Below are 20,230 nucleotides of genomic sequence, written 5' to 3'. Positions count from 1 at the left end.
TTTGCGCGGCTCAGGCCGCGCGTTTGTTAGTTAGCAACGTGGAATGGAGGGCGTGGCGATGCTTACAGCTGCATCGAGCCCTGCAGCCAGAACTGGCCGTCCTGGGCGCGCCCATCGGCGTTCTTGCCGGTGACGCTGCGGCCGGGGTTGTCGCCAATCGCCGCGGCGTAGGAGAAGCGCACGCTGTAGCGCCCCTGCGCGGTCAGGTTGAAGCCGACGCCAGCGCCCGACAGGCCATAGCTGTTCCTGCTATCCATGTTGTAGACGGCGCCGGTCCACGGTTTTTCATACAACTTGGTTTCGCCGTGATCGGCGAAGCCGACCAGTTGCAGCTCGCCCCAGTTGCTGGAGAAAGGCACGTCGTAACGAAGCTCGAGCGTGCTGACCCAACCGCTGTCGCCGCTGCCTTCGCCGACGGGATACGCGCGCACACCCGTGGGGCCGCCGAGAATGAAACGTTCCGAGGAGTCGAGGTTGTGGTTGGTGATCTGGCCGTTGATGGCGCCGAACAGCGAGACGCGATCGGTCACGCGCTGCAAGCGTGCCAGGCCATAACCGACTTTTGAGAAGCTGCCATCGCTGCGCGCGGTCAATGCATCGGCCTCCTTGTCGAAGGCGACACGCGACAGATCGAGATCGCCCGAGGTGAGCGCCAGCGATGCCTGAGTGATGCCAGCACCGCCGAAGCGGTCCTGATGCGAGCCCGTCAAGGACACGCTGCCGCTGTTGATGCGCTTGTCGCGAATGGTGACGCCCATGATTTCGTCGGTCAGCGATCGGTAGTTGTAGACCGCCGTGCCCCATAGGTTGGTCGAACGGCTGCGAATGAACGGATAGCTGGCGTTGATCGAGGCGGTCTGCGCCTCGCCTTCGGCGTCGAGCTGACGCAGCTCTTCTTTCACTTCATATTCCAGCGCGGTGTAAGCCACGCCCATGCGCAAGCCGCTCGAGCCCACTGGCAAACTGTAATCGGCGCTCACGCTGCCGAGTCCTTCTGACTTGGTGAGACTCAAGCCGGCCTGATCGCCGATGCGCAGCGGATCGTTCAAGCCAACGCGCGCATTGATTCGTTCCGAGCCGTTATAGCGATTGCCGTACGTATCGATCGAGGTGCCGCCAGTGAGCATTCCCTGCTCGGCCACGGTGAGCGCGAGACGGCTGGTGCCCGCTTCATTACCACGCTCCAGCGCGCCGCGCGCTGCAATGCCCGGCAGGTCGTTGATCAGCAGCACCGCACGTTCCAGATCGCGTTGACGCACCGGTTGACCAGGCTCGACCGCTCGTTCGGCAATGGCGCGCAATCGCGACTGACTCATGCGCACCGAGGAGTCCGGTCGGATCACGACGCCGTTGGCCCCTTGTTGAATGCGCCCTTCGACGATGGCGATCTCGATGCGGCCGTTGGTCACGTCCTGCGCCGGCAGATACGCGCCGACCAGCGGATAACCTTTGCCGCGCAGGTAAGTGCTGACTCGATCGGTCAGGCTCTGCAACTCATCGAAGCCGAGCGATTGGCCGACCGCATCGGCGACGACTTTGTGAAGCTCGTCACGACTGGCAATGCGCGCTTCGCCCGAGAACACAATTTCTTTGACTGTGACGCGCGTTCCGCCGACATCGCGTAGCGCCCGACGCTCAGCAGGCACGTCTTCGCTGGGCAATCGATTCAAGCGCTGCTGTTGCAGGCGCTGTTGTTCATTCAAGATCTGACCGGCGTTGGGCGGTGTCTGCGCTTGTGCAAGCAACGGCAGACTGGAAAGCAGGAACGTGAAAGCGTGAGGCGCCAGGCGCAGCGTCTTGTTCGTCATTGACCGATCGTCCGCAGTGTTTTTTTTGACGGCGCGTTTGTAGTACGCGCACTTAAGGTGCACTGCGACTTGAGTACGGTTTTGGCTCCTTTTGACTTGTCTACGAGGGGTGGCTGCAGGGGATTAGGGAAAAACCCTGGGCGCGTGCGAGTGGAAAGCGAGACTGGAGCGATGCGACGGCTTCGTCACACCTGATGAGGCGCGCCATAAGCGGCGCGCGCACGCGGAAATCGGCGGGAGGCGTTCGCCGAATTCGCTCGGCGACATTCGATCGGAGACTAGCGGGGACGAGCTACCAGAACTTCCACCAATGTTTCTTCTGCTGCTCCGGCTCGACCTGCTGCTCGTTCACTTGCGCATAGTTCTCGGCCATCACCTTGTCGGTGTCGGCCGCCAGATCGGCCATCCCCAGGCGGCGATACGACTCGGCCATGATCTGCAGCGCCTGGCGGATCTGCGGTGAGCCGTCGTAGTTCTCGATGGCGTACTTGGCGCGATTGATCGCGCCCACATAGGCACCGCGCTCCAGGTAGTGGCCGGCGACATAAACCTCGTACGAGGCGAGACGGTTGCGCAGGAAGATCATGCGCTTGCGGGCATCCTCGGCGTATTCGCTGTTCGGGAACCGCTGCACCAGCGTCTGGAACGACTGGAACGACTTACGTGCGTCGATCGGCGGGCGCTGCGACAGGTCGGCGTTGAACCAGCGCTCCAGGAAGTTCGGATTGCGCTCGAACTGCACCAGGCCCTTGATGTAGTAGGCGTAGTCGACCCGCGGGTGGGCCGGGTTCTCGCGGATGAACTGGTCCGCCTGGTCGATGGCCGCCTCCGGCTCGCGATTCTTGTAGTAGGCGTACATCAGGTCCAGCTGGCCCTGGCGAGCCGCGTTGGTGAACGGGAAACGGGCCTCCAGCTGCTCGTAATACCGCGTGGCGTCGCGATAATTGCCGTTATCGGAGGCCTTTTTGGCCAGTTCATAGAGCTTGTCGGCATTGCCGATCTGCTCGCGGGGCTTGTTGCCGCACCCGGTGAGGCTCAGCGCCAGCAGCGCCGCCGTGGTCAAGAAGATGATCCGCATGCGAGAATTCAGGCCCTTTGCAAGCGATTCTAGTACTCGTGCCTGGGAACCATCCCCAAAGGCGTCCCCGTTAGAGGGCGCGAGTATAGCCACAGTTCCTCCCAAGATGTCCGAAGCAGTCCACCACCAATTGACCATCCCCTTCGAGCACGCCGGCCAGCGCCTGGACCAGGTGCTCACCGAGTTGCTCGAGGGCTATTCCCGCACCCGAATCAAGGAGTGGATCGACGCCGGCCAGGTCCGGGTGAACGGCGTCCAGCTGCGGCCCAAGGACAAGGTGCTGGGCGGGGAGAGCGTCGAAATCAATGCCACGCTGCCGGATCAGGTGAGCGTCGAGCCTGAGCAGATCAACCTGAACATCGTCCACCAGGACAAGCATGTGCTGGTGATCAACAAGCCGGCCGGGCTGGTCGTCCATCCCGGCGCGGGCAACGCGGCCGGCACCTTGCAGAATGCCCTGCTGCACTTCGACTCCAAGCTATCGCTAGTCCCGCGGGCCGGCATCGTGCATCGACTCGACAAAGACACCAGCGGCCTCATGGTCGTGGCGCGTACGGTCGAGGCGCATACGGCGCTGGTGCGAGCGATCGAGGCTCGCGAAGTGGAGCGTGAGTACGAGGCGGTGTGCGTCGGCGTGATGACCGGCGGTGGCGTGGTCGATGCGCCGATCGGCCGTCATCCAGTCGATCGTTTGAAGATGGCCGTGCGCCAGGACGGTCGCGAGGCGGTGACTCACTATCGTGTCGTGACGCGCTTTCGCGGTCACACCCATGTGCGGTTGAAGCTGGAATCGGGCCGCACGCATCAGATCCGCGTGCACATGATGCACGTCCACTATCCATTGGTAGGCGACAAGGTGTATGGCGGTCGCATGCTGCTGCCGAAGGGTGCCTCACCGGAATTGATCGAGGCGCTGCGTGGCTTCAAACGCCAGGCGCTGCACGCGGCCCGGCTCGCGTTCGAGCACCCGGTCAGCGGTAAGCCGATCGTGAATGAGGCGGCGCTGCCGGCTGATATTCAAGAATTGCTGGGCGTGCTCGCTCGCGATACGGCCGCCGCCGCTACCAAGAAGCGCTAAACCCATGGTCGACTGGATTACTCCCGACTGGCCCGCACCGCCGACTGTGAAAGCGGCGGCGACGCTGCGTTCGGGCGGTGCCAGCGAGGGCGCGTTTTCCAGCCTGAATCTAGGCTTGCACGTCGGGGATGAGCCGGCGGCGGTTGCGGAGAATCGGCAGCGGCTCAAGGCGGCGCTTGGAGTGCCCGCCGAGCCGATGTGGTTGAATCAGGTTCATGGCATCGACGTCGTCGATGTGAGCGCCGAGCGCGCAACGCCGCCCGCGCCCCTGACCGCTGATGCCTCCGTTGCTCGCGGCGCCGGCGCCGTTTGCGTCGTCATGACCGCCGATTGTTTGCCTGTCCTGTTCTGCGACCGCACTGGCTCGCGAGTCGGCGCCGCTCATGCTGGCTGGCGTGGTTTGGCCGGCGGCGTGCTGGGCGCGACGATCAAGTCACTCGGCGTTCCTCCATCGCAGCTGATGGCCTGGCTCGGTCCCGCCATCGAACAAGCGGCGTTCGAAGTCGGCGACGAAGTGCGCGAGGCATTTCTAAAGCTGGGCGCCGACAACGCGACGGCATTCCAGCGCAACGAACGCGGCCGATGGCAGGCTGACTTGTATCAATTGGCGCGCAACGAGCTGGCGCGGCTCGGTGTCACTGCCGTCTACGGCGGCGGCTTCGAATGCTTCGCCGATAACAAACGTTTCTTTTCCTACCGCCGGGAGAGCCGCACTGGCCGTATGGCTACGCTGGTCTGGCTCGAAGGGCCGGCGGCCGGGCCCGCTTGACACGCGTGCTAACCTGCCCGGCATAACCAACATCACCCTTCAGCTCGCGAGTCTGCTGCGCCGAGACTGGCAAGCGGCCGGGCTGCGAATCCTGTAATCATGCATCTGCTCGGCTGGATCATTTTGTTTACTACCCTCGGCGGCTTTCTGAGCGCGCTGACGGCCTCGGTATTCCTGGTCGTGCCGGACCGGGTACGCACGCGTGTTCTGCCGCATCTGGTGAGCTTTGCGACCGGCGCCTTGCTCGCCGCCGCGCTGCTCGGCCTGCTACCGCATGCCATCGAATCGGCGGGCGTTACCAAGACGCACGAAATCGGTCTGGCCCTGCTCGGCGGTCTGCTGCTGTTCTTCGTGCTGGAAAAGATGGTGCTGTGGCGGCACTGCCATGCCGACGTGTGCGAGGTTCATGTGAGCCCCGAACCGCACGCGCATGCTCATGGGCACGGCCACAATCACAATCACGCCCACAATCACGATCAGCGGCGCGACCAGGCATCGGCCATGCTCATCCTGATCGGCGACGGTTTTCACAACGTCCTCGACGGCGTGCTGATAGCCGCGGCCTTCATGACCGACGTGCATCTAGGCATCGTCACCGCCATCGCTGTGTGTGCCCACGAGATCCCACAGGAAGTCGGTGATCTGGCGATTCTGCTGAATGGCGGCATGCGGCCCTTGCGCGCTCTGACACTCAATCTGCTGACCAGCGTGACCTCCGTGATCGGCGGCGTGGCGGCCTATTTCGCGCTGGCGCAGGTTCAGGGGGCGCTCCCGTACGCCATCGCCCTGGCGGCATCGAGCTTTCTTTACATTGCGGTCGCGGACCTAATCCCCGGTCTTCACCGCAAGGTGGACCCCGGTTCGGGCGTCTGGCAGCTGGTATATATCGTGCTCGGTGTGGCGGTGATCTCCGTAAGCCACAGTCTGGCGCACTGACCCGTAGCTGAGCCAGGACAATTCCGGGTTCCCGGGCGGGGAACTCAGTTGAATTCTCCTACCTTGGTCCCAGATCGCTGCCAAGGTAAATGGCGCCGATTGCTTCGGTGCGCCGGGGAAAGCTCATATGCGAATGGATAAATTCACCAGCAAATTCCAGCAGGCCCTGGCCGATGCCCAGTCGTTGGCCGTGGGGCGCGACAACCAGTACATCGAGCCGGCGCACTTACTGGTCGCGCTGCTCGACCAGCAAGGCGGCACCGTCCGGCACTTGCTCGACAAGGCCGGCGTCAAGGTCAATCTGCTGCGCTCGCAGCTCGGCGAAACTCTCGACAAGCTGCCCAAGGTCGAGGGCACGTCCGGCGAAGTACACGTCTCCAACGAGCTCGGCCGCCTGCTCAATGTGATGGATAAGCTGGCGCAGAAGCGCGGCGACCAGTTCATTTCCAGCGAGCTCTTCGTGCTCGCGGCGCTCGACGACAAGGGCCAGATCAGCACGGTGCTGCGGAACGCCGGCGCCGTGAAAGGCTCGATCGAGCAGGCCATCGACGAGCTGCGGGGCGGCGAGAAGGTCAACGACGCCAACGCCGAAGAGAGCCGTCAGGCGCTCGAAAAATACACCGTCGATCTGACCGAGCGCGCCGAGCAGGGCAAGCTCGATCCGGTCATCGGCCGTGATGATGAGATCCGCCGCACCGTGCAGGTCTTGCAGCGTCGTACCAAGAACAACCCAGTGCTGATCGGCGAGCCTGGCGTCGGTAAGACCGCCATTGTCGAAGGTCTCGCGCAGCGCATCGTCAATGGCGAAGTGCCCGAAGGGCTGCGTAACAAGCGCATCCTCGCGCTCGACATGGGCGCGCTGATCGCAGGCGCGAAATTCCGTGGCGAGTTCGAAGAGCGGCTCAAGGCCGTGCTCAACGATCTCGCGAAACAGGAAGGCCGCGTCATCCTGTTCATCGACGAGCTGCACACCATGGTCGGCGCCGGCAAGGCCGAGGGCGCAATGGACGCCGGCAACATGCTCAAGCCCGCGCTCGCTCGTGGCGAGCTGCATTGCGTGGGCGCGACGACGCTCGATGAGTATCGCAAGTACATCGAGAAGGACGCCGCGCTCGAGCGTCGTTTCCAGAAAGTGCTGGTGAACGAGCCTTCGGTGGAAGACACCATCGCCATCCTGCGCGGCTTGAAGGAACGTTACGAAGTTCACCACGGCGTGGAAATCACCGACCCGGCGATCGTAGCGGCGGCCACGCTCTCGCACCGTTACATCACGGATCGTCAGCTGCCCGACAAGGCCATCGACCTGATCGACGAGGCAGGTGCGCGCATTCGCATGGAGATCGATTCCAAGCCCGAGGCCATGGATCGACTCGAGCGTCGCATCATCCAGCTGAAGATCGAGCGCGAGGCCCTGAAGAAAGAAACCGACGACGCTTCCAAGAAGCGCCTCAAGGCGTTGGACGAGCAGCTGGGCGGGCTCGAAAAGGAATATTCCGACCTGGAAGAGGTGTGGAAGGCCGAGAAAGCCTCGGTGCAAAGCGCCGCCGGCATCAAGGAGGAGCTGGAGCGCACCAAGACCGAATTGGAAACGGCGCGACGCGCACAGGATCTGGCGCGCATGTCGGAGCTGGCGTACGGCCGCATTCCCGAATTGGAGCGTCGTCTCGCCGCGGCCACGGCGGCTGAGCAGCAGGCCGATCAGAAGAAGCTGCTGCGTAACAAAGTGACCGACGAGGAGATCGCCGAAGTCGTGTCCAAGTGGACCGGCATCCCCATCTCCAAGATGCTCGAAGGCGAAAAGGAAAAGCTGCTGCGCATGGAAGAGCAGTTGGGCAAGCGTGTCATCGGCCAGCGCGAGGCCGTTACCGCCGTGTCGGATGCGATTCGTCGCTCACGCGCCGGCTTGTCCGATCCGAACCGGCCCAATGGTTCCTTCCTGTTCCTCGGTCCGACCGGTGTCGGTAAGACCGAGCTGAGCAAGGCGCTCGCGGAGTTCCTGTTCGACACGGAAGACGCGATGGTCCGCATCGACATGTCGGAGTTCATGGAGAAACATTCCGTGGCCCGCCTGATCGGCGCGCCTCCGGGCTACGTCGGTTATGAAGAGGGCGGCTATTTGACCGAGGCCGTGCGTCGCCGGCCGTACTCCGTGCTGTTGCTGGACGAGGTCGAAAAGGCCCATCCGGATGTGTTCAACGTGCTGTTACAAGTGCTGGACGACGGCCGCCTCACCGATGGCCAGGGGCGCACGGTCGACTTCCGTAACACCGTCATCATAATGACCTCGAACTTGGGCTCGAATGTCATTCAGGAGCTGGCCGGCGAGGCGAACTACCCCAAGATGAAGGAGGCCGTGCTGGAGATCGTGCAACAGCATTTCCGCCCCGAGTTCATCAACCGCGTCGACGACATCGTGGTGTTTCATCCGCTGGGCCGAGCTCAGCTGCGGTCCATCGTGGATATCCAGCTGGCCTATCTGCGGCGCCGGCTGGCCGAGCGGGATATCGAACTGCATCTCGACGAGGCAGCTACCGACCGGCTGGCCGAAGCCGGCTTCGATCCGGTGTACGGTGCCCGCCCGTTGAAACGCGCCATTCAGCAGCAGCTGGAAAACCCACTGGCCCAGCGCATCCTCAAGGGCGAGTTCGGCCCCGGCTCCAAGGTGCGCGTCACGGTCAAGGATGGCGAGCTGGCGTTTTCGCGGGGCTGATTTTCTATTGCCAACAACTTGAAGAATCGGCGTCGCCCACTATGATGCGGCGACGCCGAGTTGGCCCCGGTTTGTGACCGAGAATAACCATGCCGTTTTACGAATACGAATGCAGCAACTGCAAGTTCTACGTCGAGACCTTGCAGAAGATTTCCGATGAGCCGCTGCGCAAATGCCCAAGCTGCAAAAAGTCGACGCTGAAGAAACTGATCTCCGCACCGGTATTCCGCCTCAAGGGCGCCGGCTGGTACGAGACCGACTTCAAGTCCGAGGGTGAAGACAAGCGCAATCTCGCCGACCGCGACGAGCCGGCCGAAAAGGCTGAGGACAAGTCCTCCTCCGACACCAAGGCTGAAGCCAAGGCCGACAAGCCGGAAAAGAAGCCCGCCAAGGCCGAAGTGAGCACCGGCGGCGGCAAGAAAGCCGCGGCCAAGGCTGCACCAGCCAAGGGCAAGAAGTCGGCCGCCAAAGCTCCGGCCAAGCGCCCGGCGCCGAAGAAGGCTGCACCGGCCAAGAAAAAGGCCAAGCGGCGGTAGTCGAGCCCCGGCAGCCCATCTTTGTGGATGGGTTGCCGCTTGGGCGCTCAATCGAGTTGAGCGTCGAGCAAGCGGTCAATGTCGATACGCAGGATTCACGGCTGCCTCACCGCCTTACTGGACGGTGACGAACGCTTTGCTCAGGAGTGTGCGGCCGCTTCTGCGGAAATAGCGCCTTGCACCTGCGCTTCGAGTTGTGTGACTTCAGGATCGCTCAATTCTGGAAACTGAGAACGTTTCGCAGCTGACAGTCGCCCACCGTTTTGCATGCACAGTCGCACGAACAGCGATGCACGCCGGTCGGGCATGTCGACGATCTCACGCACGGCGATAAAGGCACGATCGAAGACTGCAACGAATCCCAATTCTTCCTTCAGATCGCGTCGAACCGTATCGGCCACCCTGTCGTAGAGATACTCGGCAAACAGCGTGGCGTCGAAGTAGCGATAAAGATCGGCTGTCTCGTTGCCGATCGCGATCTCCTGCTCAGGCGTCCAGTGCCAGTCGATGAATTCGCCGAGCGGCTTCGAAAACGTCTCCAGTACCTGATCGTAGCTGCGGCGATCCCGCAAGATTGCCGCCGAAATGGGAAAGATCACCCCGGCGGGGCTGTACGCTCGCTTGGCGAGCGCGTGATGCATCAGGAAGCGGTGGATTCGGCCGTTGCCGTCTGCAAATGGGTGTACGAAGACGAATGCAAACGCGCTGATGGCAGCCGCGATGACTGGATCGACCGAGCCCTGCTCCAATCTCGTCATCATGGCGAGCCACGCATTCATGAGTCCCGCCACGTCTTGCGGACGAGGGCAGATGAAATGAACCTCTTCTCGATAGCCGCTGACCGTGTTGCCAACAAAGTTCTGGAAGCTGCGCCAATCGTGCGCGGCATAACGCGGGTCGACGATTTGTCCTTGCAGTTGAATCAGCGATTCTTTGTTGAGTGTGAACGTAGGCGCGGCTTTGAGTGCGGCAACGAATCGTTCCGTTCGGCTGCTGCTCGGCGTTTCGCCTTCTATGGCGAACGACGATCGAGTCTCCTTCGTGTAAAGGTAATTGACCGCGCGCGACAGCGTCACGGGGTCGTAACTCTGGATGAGCGCGCGTGCCTCTTCATCGATGCGAGTACCCATCTGAGCCGACAGTCGAGCAGTCCGGCGCACCATCGGACAAAGACCCGAAGTTCCTAGTAAGTTGTCGATAACGCGGTGACGTGGGCTTTTGCGACCGTCTGCCACTACGTGGCGTGCAGAGTCCAAGGCGTCGACGTAGTTGCCGTTGCGAGCATCTTCGAGATCCAGTGTTCTGCCGGTGAAGGTTTCATAGAAGAACCAAGCGCGCCGACTGTACGCGCCGGTGGGCTCGGCTCGAACCCAGGTTTCGATCTCGGCCGGCTGCATCGTCTTGAGCGCAGCCACGAGGACACCAAGATCGATAGGCTCGTGACGCAGTGCGAAGCGCAGATGCGAGGCGAGAGTCGCGTCCACGGCATAGTGCCGAGGGAAAAACTCACACGTGCGTGCCCCGTGCACGGCCGTGCGCCTGGCGCCCTGAATGATGTAACTCTCGACGGCCGGAGCCGGCACGTCCAGGCTTAGTTCCCGGCGGAGCCACTCCTGGCCGATGGCGACGGGCTCCTGATTAGAATCGGTACGTACCATGCCAAATCGATTATCCAGGTTCTATATCGATTAGATTTAATGGGGTGGATGCTAAATCAATTATAATCGGGTGTCTCGCAGGATTTTGGCCACCCTGGCAGGTCGAGGAAGCCTCGCCAAGGCCTCGCCTTGCGCCGCCCCGGGGGCCTCCGTAACATCCCGCGCTCCCTACGTCCCGAGCCTTTTCCATGCGCTCCCATTATTGCGGCCAGGTCAACGAGTCCCTCATCGGCAAGGAAGTCAGCGTCGCTGGCTGGGTGCACCGCCGGCGTGACCACGGCGGCGTGATTTTCGTCGACCTGCGCGACCGCGAAGGTCTGTTGCAGATCGTGTTCGACCCCGATGCCAAGGGCGTGTTCGCCGACGCCGAGCGTCTGCGCAGCGAGTTCTGCATCCGCATCAAGGGCCTGGTCCGCGCCCGCCCGGGCGGCACCGCCAACGCCAACCTCGCCTCCGGTCAGGTCGAACTGCTGGCCCAAGAGCTGGAGATCCTGAGCCGCTCCGAGACCCCGCCGTTCCATCACGACGAGCCGGTCAACGAAGAGATTCGTCTGAAGTATCGCTATCTCGACCTGCGTCGCGACGTGATGCAGAAGCGCATCCGCCTGCGTCACCAGGTGACCCGCGCCATGCGCGACTACCTCGACAGCAACGGCTTCATCGACATTGAAACGCCGATGCTCACGAAGGCGACCCCGGAAGGCGCGCGTGACTATCTCGTGCCGAGCCGCACGCATCCCGGTCAGTTCTTCGCGCTGCCTCAGTCGCCGCAGCTGTTCAAGCAGCTGCTGATGATGGCGGGCTACGATCGTTACTATCAGATCGTCCGCTGCTTCCGCGACGAGGACCTGCGCGCCGAGCGTCAGCCAGAATTCACTCAGCTCGATATCGAGACGTCGTTCCTGAGCGAAGAACAGATCATGCAACTGATGGAGGCACTGATCCGCTCCATCTTCAAGACCGTGCTCGGCGACGATCTGCCCAACCCGTTCCCGCGCATGACGTACGCCGAAGCGATGCGTCGTTATGCGTCCGACAAGCCCGACCTGCGTATTCCGCTGGAGCTCGTCGACGTTGCCGATCTGGTGAAGGGTTGCGAGTTCAAAGTGTTCTCCGGCCCGGCGTCGAACCCCGACGGCCGTGTGGCAGCGCTGCGTGTGCCGGAAGGTGGCACGAAGCTGTCACGCAAAGAGATCGACGATTACACGACGTTCGTCGGACGCTACGGCGCGAAGGGTCTCGCCTACGTGAAGGTGAACGAGAAGGCGAAGGGCCGCGATGGCTTGCAGTCGCCGATCCTGAAGTTCCTGAGCGACGACGCAGTGAGCGGCATCCTGTCGCGCACCGGTGCGCAGGACGGCGATCTGATTTTCTTCGGCGCGGACACGGCGAAGGTCGTGAACGACGCCATCGGCGCGCTGCGTATCAAGGTCGGCCACGATCTGAAGCTCGCCAAGACCGGCTGGCACCCGCTGTGGGTGGTCGACTTCCCGATGTTCGAATGGGATCCGGATGCGAAGCGCTGGGTCGCTCTCCATCACCCATTCACTGCGCCTCGTATCGAAGACGCGGCGGCGCTGCGTGCCGATCCGAAGAATGCTCTGTCGAAGGGTTACGACATGGTGCTCAACGGCTCGGAGATCGGCGGCGGCTCGGTGCGTATTCACCGGCAGGAGATGCAGTCGACGGTGTTCGACCTGCTCGGCATCTCGCCGGAAGAGGCGCAGATCAAGTTCGGCTTCCTGCTCGAGGCGCTCAAGTTCGGGACGCCGCCGCATGGTGGTATCGCGTTCGGCTTGGACCGCATCGTGATGTTCATGGCGGGCACGGATTCCATTCGTGACGTCATTGCATTCCCGAAGACGCAGACGGCGGCGGACTTGATGACGAGTGCGCCGACTGGCGTGTCCGAAGAGCAGCTGAAGGAGCTGCATATTCGGGTGAAGCTGCCGGTGAAGGCGGAGGGCTAAGGCCCGTAGTTTTGGCGCTGGTGCGCGCGAAGCGCGCCCGGCGTTGTGTGTGCGCCTCGCGCGTTGAGGCGCGCTTCACGCCCCGCGCGTTCTTCCGCGCGAGAAGATTCCGTCACGCTCGGCCGCCCAGGTCGAGATCCGGTGCGGAATTGCATATTCGACGTATATGGACTCTGGTTCACGCCAAGCGCGAGAGGTAGAGGATATTGCCAGGCAGGCGCGGGAGTACCTGACGTATTGAGCGCATTACATAACAGCCGCTGGTTCCGGCTCGCAGCAGCGAAGCGCCGTTGATCGCGGCACAGCGGCGGCGTTAGAACGCTATGGGGCCTCTGTTTTCTCTCGCGATTCTCGTGGTGGGTTTGGGCTTTGGTATGTTTGTGTCATACCTGATCGCGCGGTCGTTCTTGAGTGCCCCTGTGGCGCTTCGCGCGGCGGCTCTTTTCGTTGTCGTCGGTGTGGCAGGTAGCACAGCAGCTGGTCTTCTTCTGGCGCTGGCCATCGGCACCGGAGCTACTTTGACAAACGGCTGGCAGGTCTTCTCGTATCTGACGAGCCTAGTGCTGTGCGGTCTGGTCTCAGGAGTGTTAGTCGTTCGGTCGTATCTCGCGCGTGTGCGTTCTAACAAAACAATGGAGCCGACGCGGTGAAGCGTATGCGCCTTTGTTCTGGGTCAGTTAGCCGCGCGGCTCATCGTCATCGTTAGATTGCAGTCCATGGCAACGAATTCGCAATCGCTGCGTCGCCGCCCCCATCGAGAAGGAGGCCTATATGTTGTGCGGGCTTCACAAGATCGACATTCCACCAGGCTCGCGGCTTCGCTTCGTTTGACGGCTATGCGACCTAACAAATCGTATATGGACTCCCCCCGCAAGTAGAGACTGACCGATGATTGGCGGACAGGAGTTCGCTTGCAGTCGTATATCCGGCATCTGAAGTGGGAACTGTATGTCCCGTGCCGAGATGGAAATCTGCAACACCGCGGTGCCAATCGCTGCGAACGGCAGGCAAGCTGCCGAAGATGTTATCGGCATCGCGCGGTGCGGACGCGGTCCTGTGAGCCATGTTGGGCGATGAGTCTCTTGGGCAAGCATGAGGCGGGGGTAGATCAGGTCGGCATCGCAAAAGTCGATTGCTGCAGTTTGTGGTCGAGACGAGCTACGCCGTAGGGCTCGTGATCTCGCAGCACTGCGTAACAGATGCGGGCAAGCTTGTTGGCAAGCGCGCACACGGCCTTGTTGTGATTGCTGCGTTGTTGGATCTGTAAAGCCCAGCGGCGTAGCGGGTCGACGGGCCGCTGCATCCTGGTGGCGAGATTGGCGGCGTTGAGCACGGCGCGGGCACCATGAGTGAGCAGCATGCGGACGTAGCGATCACCGCGCTTAGAGATGCGGCCGATGCGGCGGGTTTGGCCGGAGGAATGTTCCTTCGGCGTCAGCCCAAACCAAGCGGCGAAATGACGGGCATCTTTGAAGTGACTGACCTCTCCGCTGGTCGCTGCAACCATGGCGGTGGCCGTGAGCAATCCAACGCCGGGGATTGATAATAGGGTCGTGCAAGTGGCGGACTGACGAGCGAGTTCACCGAGCTGCTTCTCCAATTGGTTGATGCGCACTTCGAGCAAACGGAGCTCATCGATCATCGAACGCATGCTGGTGCGCAAGAGCTCAGGTAGCAATGAGTTCGGATCGGCGAGTGCTCGAGCGATCTGTTCCAGGCCGAGCCGTGCACCCTGCGCGATGTCAATGCCGAACTCGCGGCAGAAGCCCCTCAGTGCATTGATCCTGGCCGTCCGTGTGGTCATCCACAGCGAACGAGTACGGTGAAGGCTTTGCAGTGCCTGTTGCTCGACGGACTTGATCCGGACGGGTTGAATATCGGCGCAGCGCGCCGCCTCCAGCAGAGCGGCGGCATCGGCCGCATCGGTCTTGTTGCGTTTGACATAGGCGCGAACATAGCGAGGTGGCAGCAGGCGCACTTCGATGCCCTGTGCCTGTATCTGCCGAGCCCAGTAATGGGCGCAGCCGCACGCTTCCATGATGACCAGCGAGATGCTGCTGTTTTGGAAACAGCGCTGGAACTGAGATCGGGTGAGGCGCGCGGTGGAGACAATCTTCCAATTTGCGTCGGCGTAGGCCAACTGGAAGACGTTCTTTGCCAGGTCAATGGCTACGGTTGTAGCATTCATCTCGGGCTCCTCCTGGTTGCGCTGACACTCACACCACATGACGCCAGCTGGCACAATGATGCCGAAAGATCGGGGGGAGTCCATCCCATCACTGGAGTTCGCGCGCGGTGCGCGCCCAGCTCAGCTGGGGCGTTGGGCCTTATGAAGGAGGTCCCCACAGTCCGAGCGTTGCTAACTCTGCTGCCGGAGCTCGATCGTGGACGAAACACGCTGTGGCGCGGATACAGGCCGCATATCGTTATTGGTCCTTCGGATCAACGGAAGGCGAAATTGGAAGGGAACGCCATCGTGGAGAGATACCAGGGTGTCGTGCTCATGAACGAGTATCTGAAGATTGAGCCGGGCGACACGGTGGAGGTCACAATGGCTCTGATGTACTACCACGAGCCCAATGTTCTGTATGAAGGTGTTGTACCTGGCGCAACCTTCACGCTGCGCGAAGGCGCGACTATCGTTGGGTATGGCACTGTTCTGTCTAGGGCCCAACAAGCCGCTCCAGGCGACGCAGAAAACTTGCGCGCCTGAGCGGCGGCGTTCGGCTAATAGTGAGAAAGGAGTCCATGTCGATGCTTAAAGCAGCTCTCTTGAAGGTCGTCCACGGATTTCTGGTTGGCCTCGGCTTCGCGGTTTCGCTGGGCTTGCTATTCTTCGCATACGGAACGTGGGAAGCGAGGAAGTTCGCAGAGCAATCTGCGGAGTTCCGCGAAGACATTAATGGCTCGCTACCCGCGTTTAAGAAGTACACGGCCGATGCGGGCTTCTCGTAAAAGAACATCGACCGCAGGGGCATGAGGCGAATGCAGCTTTCATCGGTAGCATTGAGAACATAGGGCAGGATACCTGGCAGTCCGTGGAGCTCCTGGTTGAGCTATTCGACAAGGGCGGAACCTTTGTGGACAAGTGTTCGAGCCACCTTGATGGCTCAATCGAGCCCGGTCAAACGCGAAATTTTAAGGTTTCTTGTTCCGAATGCCGCAGCTCCTCTCTGCCGTTGGCCTATGACCGGTACACCGTGGCGATTGCCAGTGCGTACTACGTTCAGCCAGATGCAGGGCGTTAGCCCCATGAGCGATCGACGACTCTAACCAGTGTGACCGTGTCCATGGGTGCGAGTGGCTCTCTCAGCCGTCGCCAGCGTGGTCGTCGTTTCATGCTTTTCTTGTCGGAGGAGATTGTGGAAGCGTTGAGGCCGATGCGCGCGATACGCGCGCCCTTAACACGAGCGTTAGGGGTGTTGGGATTGAAGTCTCTCATCTTGTTTCTGACGCTCAGCGCGCCGCTGCTGGCAACGGTTCAGGAGTCGAATCCCATGGCTAGGGAAGAGATTTCTCATCTGATCAGCCATCTCGCGGCATCAGGGTGTCAGTTCAACCGCAATGGCTCGTGGTATGACGCGTCTCGTGCCGTGGAGCATCTGAATCGCAAGTACGAGTACTTGCTCCGAAAGAATCTCGTCCCCACTGCAGAAGCATTCATCGAACGCGCAGCTTCGGAAAGCAGTGCCAGCGGGAAGCCATATCTGGTCAAATGTGGAGATCAGGCTCAAGTGCAAAGCGCGATATGGTTCCGTGAAGCGCTTGCCAGGTTCAGGGCGGAAGCAAGCAGTGCAGCCAAGCACCACTAACAAGCGAATGGAGTCCACGCGCTGCGCGTGCCCACTCGCAAGGTGAAGCGCTGTTGCTCGCGACATAGCGGCGATGTCATGTTGGATAGGAAGTTGTAGTGGCGGTCTGGCAGTTCAACGTAGCGTTCGTACCGCAGAGCTGGATCAACTCCGGCGGGGACGTGGATTCTCTATTCGAAGAGGCGGAAGGCTTCGATCCAGCTCTGGCATGGCGGCAGTATGACGATGCGCAGCTTGAGCGAGTGCTGGGTAGAGTCCTGGGCAAGAGTAAGTCGTGGCACTCGGGCCTCACGCTTTGGGGCAACGTGGAGACAGATGACATTCAGTTGTGGCGCAGTGAAGGATGTGTAGAGTCCATTCGGGTGCGCTTCGATCTCCGAAAACCGAATATGACTCTCTTTCGAGAGGTCGTTAACATCGCTCGGGAGCTGGGACTTGCCATCCTTGTGCCAGGAACCAGGAACGTCTTGCCATTGGCTGTGCAGCCGCTATTGCGTGCGGCTGCAGAGTCCGAGGCAGCGCACTTCGCGCTTGATCCTGCGTCCTTTCTGTTGCAGTTCGAAGCGGCGAATGCAAGAGCAACATAACGGGCCGTTGGGGTGAAGGAATGGCTGACGAAGTAATTTGTGAATCCTGTGGCAAGCCGCATGCGGGCGCCGCGATTGAGCTTGCATTTAAATTGCCGGACGACGTTTTCGCGCTTCCCGAGCAAGACCGACAGTCACGTTGCAGAATCAGCTCAGATATCGTGGTCCTGGACGATGAGCGATTCTTTATCCGTGGCCTTGTGCCTCTCAAGGTCGCGAAGAGAAATCAGGACTACGCTCTGGGGGTGTGGGCGGAAGTGTCCGAGGATGTGTTTGGTCGCATCTACGATCTGTGGGACGATCCGGATCAGTCCGAGGCGCCTCGGCTGCCCGGTACGCTGGCAAATGCTTTGCCGTTTCATGAAAGCACCGTCGGGCTTACGGTCGCCATTCAGTTGATTGGAACGACGAGTCGGCCAGAGTTCTTCCTTGATCCGGTAGAGCATTCGCTGTTTGCTGAGCAATCGCGCGGCATTGATGAGCACCGCGCGTATGAGTACTCGGATCGTGCGTCCCGAAAATCTGCCGCCCAACAAGGGCGTGAAGCGCAGCGTTAGCTCAGATTGTTCCTGGTGGTCCATCGGCGCCCGAGCTTCCAGTGGAATGTGCGCTCCTTGGCGGCGCCCGCGATGGAAGCATGGCGTTAGGTGACGAAGGAAGACGATGATGGGTGCTCGGCAACGAGTCTTGACGCAACCGCTTGGCGATCGAGCTCGGCCGCACAACCTAATAAGGAGACCACGTACTGATGGATGACCTCAATGAGCCGGTCGCGTTGGTTACGGGCGCGTCGCGGGGCATCGGCGCAAGCGTCGCCAGAATTCTCGCGAGCCGGGGAGCGAACATCGCAATCAATTACCGTAGCAAGGGCTCTCGGGCAGAAGACGTTGTTGCGAGCATCCGCAACTTGGGTCGGAGGGCGGTGCTGATCCAAGCCGACATGACTGACGGCGGTGATATCGCTTCGATGATGGCAGCCTTGAGGCAGGAATACGGGCGCCTGGATATTCTCGTACTGAATGCGAGTGGCGGTCTGGAGAAGGGGAAGCCCGCCGATTACGCCATGCAGCTCAACCTGACGGCTCAGGTCAAACTCGTCGATGCCGCCTTGCCCCTGATGCCAAGGGGCGGTCGCATCGTGTTTGTGACGAGCCATATGGCCCACTTTCACGGCGAAAGGCCGATCGGCGGCCCGTATGAGCCCGTTGCAGCAAGCAAGTTCGCAGGCGAGCAGGCGCTGCGTGCTCGGGCTCCGGAATTTTCTGATCGCGGCATCGGCTTCGTTGTCGTTAGTGGCGACATGATCGAAGGCACGATTACTCCGAAGCTATTGGAGAGAATCGACAAGGGCACGATCGAGTCCCGCAGGGCCCAGGCGGGTTCGCTTCCCACGGTCGAAGAGTTTGCCGAGGCGATCGTCGACGCAGCGTTAGCTCCTGAAGTCCGTAGTTCCACCGTATTCGTAGGTAACACCGAATGAGTGGCAAAGGCTCACCCGTATGAGCACGGGCGTCAGGCGCAAGAGGAAGGAACAATGAACTGGCGCAAGATAGGCAAGTACGCAGGCGCACTTTTGTTTGCGAGCTCTGCAATCGCCTTTATTGAGGGCTTTTGTTGTTCACCGTCGTCGTTCGCAGTGATGCTTGGCTTTAATGCGATAGCGTTCCTGGTTTCAGTGGCGATATTCACTCACCTTGTCGCGGGTCAGTCGTACAGGCCGTTTGCCCACGCGTTGGCAGTTCTCCTGCTTGAAGAGGCGATGGGTTTGGCTTTGTGGCTGGTCTTGGTGCTGATGCTCCCGGATGGGTTGGTGAGTCCGCTGGATGCTCAAGTCTTTTTTGGGTGGCTCGTGCTCGGCTGCGCTCTTGCAGCGGGCACTGTACTTGGAATCAATCTGCAGCGCAGAGCGAGGCAGCCGGCCGAGGGCTGCACTTGAGGTTCATGCGTGGAGGCGGGGAGAATTGATGCGCATCTTTTTTCTGATTGCATGCCTGTCGTTCAGCGTTGGGGCGCATGCAGCGGAGTCATCCATTGCCAACTTCATTTGTGGCGCTGTCACGGATGCCGGAGAGCATGCGCAATGCATCGAGCGCGCGTCGATGGCGACCAGACACGAAACGGGAAAGGTTTCGGAGGGCTTTCCCTGGCTTTCCATGATCTGGCCGGTTGGCTGGTGGGTCGTCTACTACGCATTTGGTTTGCTCATTGGCCGCTATGTCTATCGGGATGCGAAAGAGCGCGAATGGCTCTTTCTCGGAATCCGTCCCGCGTGGTGGGCGGTGCTAGCCTTGTTCGACCCGGCCATAGGACTTCTCGTCTACTGGGCCCTTCATTACTCCAAGTTTGCGCAGAGCTATCAGGAGGCCACCTCGCGACCGCCGGCGCCCGAGCCCAGCGCATGATTCCGAGCGCCGTTTCATCTCGTCTTCCGTGTTTGGGGTCGATCGTCCTATCCAAGGCGCCCTAAAATGGGGCCAGATCATTAACCGGAGCCGAGGGAGATGCAGGTGGGAATATTCGCAGGCAAGGTCGCACTGGTGACCGGTGGCAGTTCCGGACTGGGCGAGGCCACGGCGCTGAAGTTCGCTCAAGGCGGAGCCAAGGTCGTGATTGCAGCTCGGCGCGCCGAGCAAAGCGCCCGGGTGGTGGAGCGAATCGTCGCTTCAGGCAGTGAAGCGCTGTTCGTGCCGACCGACGTGAGTAGCGCCGCTGACGTGGAGCGCATGGTGCAAGCCGCCGTTGAGAAGTTCGGCCACCTGGACTATGCGGTGAACAATGCCGGCATCGCCGGCCCGCGCTTCACACCGATCGCCGATGTCACGGAGGCGCAATGGGACGAGGTCATGGGTAGCAACTTGAAGGGCGTCTGGTTGTGCATGAAGTACCAGATTCCCGCGCTGCTCGCCAATGGCGGCGGTGCAATCGTCAACATTGCGTCGATCTATGGGCTCAAGCCAAGCGACATCGGCCATGGTCCTTACTCGGCCAGCAAACATGGCGTGGTCGGTCTCACCCGATCGGCCGCCGCCGACTATGGTCAGTTGTCGATTCGCATCAACGCGGTGGCGCCCGGTTTCACGCGATCCGAGATGGTCGATCCCAACCGGCCGGGCGCGGCGGAGAGGTATCAGGCGCTGGTGGAGCGTCACTCGAGCATGAAACGATTGGGGCAAGCCGAGGAAACCGCTAACGCGATTACGTGGCTGTGTTCGGATGCGGCGAGCTACGTCAACGGTATCGTTCTGCCAGTGGATGGCGGCAGCGCAACTCGGATGTACTGAGCCAGGG

General features: G+C 61.1%; 20 protein-coding genes. 16 read left to right on the top strand and 4 right to left on the bottom strand.

The features are described 5' to 3' along the window. Window positions 1-62: 62 nt before the first annotated feature. Together D0550_RS06255 and D0550_RS06250 are read right to left on the bottom strand one after the other, a co-directional pair. A complete protein-coding gene (locus D0550_RS06255) occupies window positions 63-1,808 on the bottom strand; it encodes a ShlB/FhaC/HecB family hemolysin secretion/activation protein (RefSeq protein ID WP_116808252.1) in 1,746 nt (581 codons plus the stop codon). 292 nt (window positions 1,809-2,100) lie between these two features. Then, window positions 2,101-2,886 carry an outer membrane protein assembly factor BamD gene (locus D0550_RS06250; RefSeq protein WP_161965664.1) on the bottom strand — a complete coding sequence of 262 codons (786 nt, stop codon included), beginning with the start codon at window positions 2,884-2,886 and terminating at the stop codon, window positions 2,101-2,103. 106 nt (window positions 2,887-2,992) lie between these two features. On the opposite strand from D0550_RS06250, the gene rluD reads away from it, so the two are divergent. The 5 genes from rluD to D0550_RS06225 all read left to right on the top strand — a co-directional run bounded on the left by rluD (window position 2,993) and on the right by D0550_RS06225 (window position 8,915). Beyond that, entirely contained in the window at window positions 2,993-3,964 is a 972-nt protein-coding gene (gene rluD, locus D0550_RS06245; protein WP_116808250.1) for a 23S rRNA pseudouridine(1911/1915/1917) synthase RluD, read from the top strand. A 4-nt stretch (window positions 3,965-3,968) separates the two neighbouring features. Then, window positions 3,969-4,733: a peptidoglycan editing factor PgeF gene (gene pgeF, locus D0550_RS06240; RefSeq protein WP_116808249.1), complete on the top strand. Its 765-nt coding sequence runs from the start codon at window positions 3,969-3,971 to the stop codon at window positions 4,731-4,733. Window positions 4,734-4,832: 99 nt separating this feature from the next. Next, on the top strand, window positions 4,833-5,669 hold the full coding sequence (locus D0550_RS06235; RefSeq protein ID WP_116808248.1) for a ZIP family metal transporter: 837 nt from the start codon (window positions 4,833-4,835) through the stop codon (window positions 5,667-5,669). Between the two features lie 133 nt (window positions 5,670-5,802). Then, complete coding sequence (clpB, locus tag D0550_RS06230; RefSeq protein ID WP_116808247.1) at window positions 5,803-8,379, top strand: ATP-dependent chaperone ClpB; 2,577 nt, start codon at window positions 5,803-5,805, stop codon at window positions 8,377-8,379. 89 nt (window positions 8,380-8,468) lie between these two features. Beyond that, window positions 8,469-8,915 (top strand): FmdB family zinc ribbon protein, encoded by a 447-nt coding sequence (locus D0550_RS06225; protein ID WP_116808246.1) that lies wholly within the window; start codon window positions 8,469-8,471, stop codon window positions 8,913-8,915. A 140-nt stretch (window positions 8,916-9,055) separates the two neighbouring features. On the opposite strand, the gene D0550_RS06220 is transcribed toward D0550_RS06225, so the two are convergent. After that, window positions 9,056-10,573 (bottom strand): Fic family protein, encoded by a 1,518-nt coding sequence (locus D0550_RS06220; protein WP_116808245.1) that lies wholly within the window; start codon window positions 10,571-10,573, stop codon window positions 9,056-9,058. A gap of 188 nt (window positions 10,574-10,761) precedes the next feature. Between D0550_RS06220 and aspS the strand changes: the two genes are divergently transcribed. After that, window positions 10,762-12,543 (top strand): aspartate--tRNA ligase, encoded by a 1,782-nt coding sequence (aspS, locus tag D0550_RS06215; RefSeq protein WP_116808244.1) that lies wholly within the window; start codon window positions 10,762-10,764, stop codon window positions 12,541-12,543. Window positions 12,544-13,651: 1,108 nt separating this feature from the next. Here aspS and D0550_RS06205 read toward each other — a convergent pair. Further along, complete coding sequence (locus D0550_RS06205; protein ID WP_116808369.1) at window positions 13,652-14,731, bottom strand: IS110 family RNA-guided transposase; 1,080 nt, start codon at window positions 14,729-14,731, stop codon at window positions 13,652-13,654. A 315-nt stretch (window positions 14,732-15,046) separates the two neighbouring features. Here D0550_RS06205 and D0550_RS34595 point away from each other — a divergent pair, with 315 nt between their 5' ends. From D0550_RS34595 to D0550_RS06160, 10 genes are all read left to right on the top strand, one after another. Further along, a complete protein-coding gene (locus D0550_RS34595; protein WP_153067067.1) occupies window positions 15,047-15,256 on the top strand; it encodes a hypothetical protein in 210 nt (69 codons plus the stop codon). Between the two features lie 41 nt (window positions 15,257-15,297). Continuing rightward, window positions 15,298-15,498 (top strand): hypothetical protein, encoded by a 201-nt coding sequence (locus D0550_RS06195; RefSeq protein ID WP_153067066.1) that lies wholly within the window; start codon window positions 15,298-15,300, stop codon window positions 15,496-15,498. A 41-nt stretch (window positions 15,499-15,539) separates the two neighbouring features. Next, on the top strand, window positions 15,540-15,791 hold the full coding sequence (locus D0550_RS37095; RefSeq protein WP_414717266.1) for an FxLYD domain-containing protein: 252 nt from the start codon (window positions 15,540-15,542) through the stop codon (window positions 15,789-15,791). A gap of 42 nt (window positions 15,792-15,833) precedes the next feature. Continuing rightward, window positions 15,834-16,355, top strand: coding sequence for a YfeK family protein (locus tag D0550_RS06190; RefSeq protein ID WP_241520740.1), 522 nt, complete (start codon window positions 15,834-15,836; stop codon window positions 16,353-16,355). A gap of 98 nt (window positions 16,356-16,453) precedes the next feature. After that, window positions 16,454-16,942 (top strand): hypothetical protein, encoded by a 489-nt coding sequence (locus D0550_RS06185; protein ID WP_116808240.1) that lies wholly within the window; start codon window positions 16,454-16,456, stop codon window positions 16,940-16,942. 20 nt (window positions 16,943-16,962) lie between these two features. Beyond that, window positions 16,963-17,499, top strand: a complete 537-nt coding sequence (locus D0550_RS06180) for a DUF2199 domain-containing protein (protein WP_116808239.1) — start codon at window positions 16,963-16,965, stop codon at window positions 17,497-17,499. A 191-nt stretch (window positions 17,500-17,690) separates the two neighbouring features. After that, entirely contained in the window at window positions 17,691-18,422 is a 732-nt protein-coding gene (locus D0550_RS06175) for an SDR family oxidoreductase (protein WP_116808238.1), read from the top strand. Window positions 18,423-18,476: 54 nt separating this feature from the next. Next, window positions 18,477-18,878, top strand: coding sequence for a hypothetical protein (locus D0550_RS06170; protein WP_153067065.1), 402 nt, complete (start codon window positions 18,477-18,479; stop codon window positions 18,876-18,878). A gap of 28 nt (window positions 18,879-18,906) precedes the next feature. Continuing rightward, entirely contained in the window at window positions 18,907-19,344 is a 438-nt protein-coding gene (locus D0550_RS06165; RefSeq protein WP_116808236.1) for a hypothetical protein, read from the top strand. Window positions 19,345-19,443: 99 nt separating this feature from the next. Continuing rightward, on the top strand, window positions 19,444-20,223 hold the full coding sequence (locus D0550_RS06160; protein ID WP_116808235.1) for an SDR family NAD(P)-dependent oxidoreductase: 780 nt from the start codon (window positions 19,444-19,446) through the stop codon (window positions 20,221-20,223). The last annotated feature ends 7 nt before the right edge of the window (window positions 20,224-20,230 follow it).

The sequence above is a fragment of the Steroidobacter cummioxidans genome (genome assembly GCF_003104955.1).
The sequence above is the reverse complement of the archived record's forward strand: the minus strand, read 5'-3'. Positions and strand labels throughout refer to the sequence as shown.

Excerpts from the sequence above, each read along its gene's own strand:
- D0550_RS06195 (WP_153067066.1), top strand. The coding sequence starts at position 15,298 with ATGCTTAAAGCAGCTCTCTTGAAGGTCGTCCACGGATTTCTGGTTGGC.
- D0550_RS06170 (WP_153067065.1), top strand. The coding sequence starts at position 18,477 with ATGAACTGGCGCAAGATAGGCAAGTACGCAGGCGCACTTTTGTTTGCG.
- D0550_RS06235 (WP_116808248.1), top strand. The coding sequence starts at position 4,833 with ATGCATCTGCTCGGCTGGATCATTTTGTTTACTACCCTCGGCGGCTTT.
- D0550_RS34595 (WP_153067067.1), top strand. The coding sequence starts at position 15,047 with ATGAACGAGTATCTGAAGATTGAGCCGGGCGACACGGTGGAGGTCACA.
- D0550_RS06220 (WP_116808245.1), bottom strand. The coding sequence starts at position 10,573 with ATGGTACGTACCGATTCTAATCAGGAGCCCGTCGCCATCGGCCAGGAG.
- D0550_RS06255 (WP_116808252.1), bottom strand. The coding sequence starts at position 1,808 with ATGACGAACAAGACGCTGCGCCTGGCGCCTCACGCTTTCACGTTCCTG.
- D0550_RS06180 (WP_116808239.1), top strand. The coding sequence starts at position 16,963 with ATGGCTGACGAAGTAATTTGTGAATCCTGTGGCAAGCCGCATGCGGGC.
- rluD (WP_116808250.1), top strand. The coding sequence starts at position 2,993 with ATGTCCGAAGCAGTCCACCACCAATTGACCATCCCCTTCGAGCACGCC.
- D0550_RS06225 (WP_116808246.1), top strand. The coding sequence starts at position 8,469 with ATGCCGTTTTACGAATACGAATGCAGCAACTGCAAGTTCTACGTCGAG.
- aspS (WP_116808244.1), top strand. The coding sequence starts at position 10,762 with ATGCGCTCCCATTATTGCGGCCAGGTCAACGAGTCCCTCATCGGCAAG.
- D0550_RS06175 (WP_116808238.1), top strand. The coding sequence starts at position 17,691 with ATGGATGACCTCAATGAGCCGGTCGCGTTGGTTACGGGCGCGTCGCGG.
- clpB (WP_116808247.1), top strand. The coding sequence starts at position 5,803 with ATGGATAAATTCACCAGCAAATTCCAGCAGGCCCTGGCCGATGCCCAG.
- D0550_RS06165 (WP_116808236.1), top strand. The coding sequence starts at position 18,907 with ATGCGCATCTTTTTTCTGATTGCATGCCTGTCGTTCAGCGTTGGGGCG.
- D0550_RS06205 (WP_116808369.1), bottom strand. The coding sequence starts at position 14,731 with ATGAATGCTACAACCGTAGCCATTGACCTGGCAAAGAACGTCTTCCAG.
- D0550_RS06160 (WP_116808235.1), top strand. The coding sequence starts at position 19,444 with ATGCAGGTGGGAATATTCGCAGGCAAGGTCGCACTGGTGACCGGTGGC.
- D0550_RS06250 (WP_161965664.1), bottom strand. The coding sequence starts at position 2,886 with ATGCGGATCATCTTCTTGACCACGGCGGCGCTGCTGGCGCTGAGCCTC.
- D0550_RS06190 (WP_241520740.1), top strand. The coding sequence starts at position 15,834 with ATGGGTGCGAGTGGCTCTCTCAGCCGTCGCCAGCGTGGTCGTCGTTTC.
- pgeF (WP_116808249.1), top strand. The coding sequence starts at position 3,969 with ATGGTCGACTGGATTACTCCCGACTGGCCCGCACCGCCGACTGTGAAA.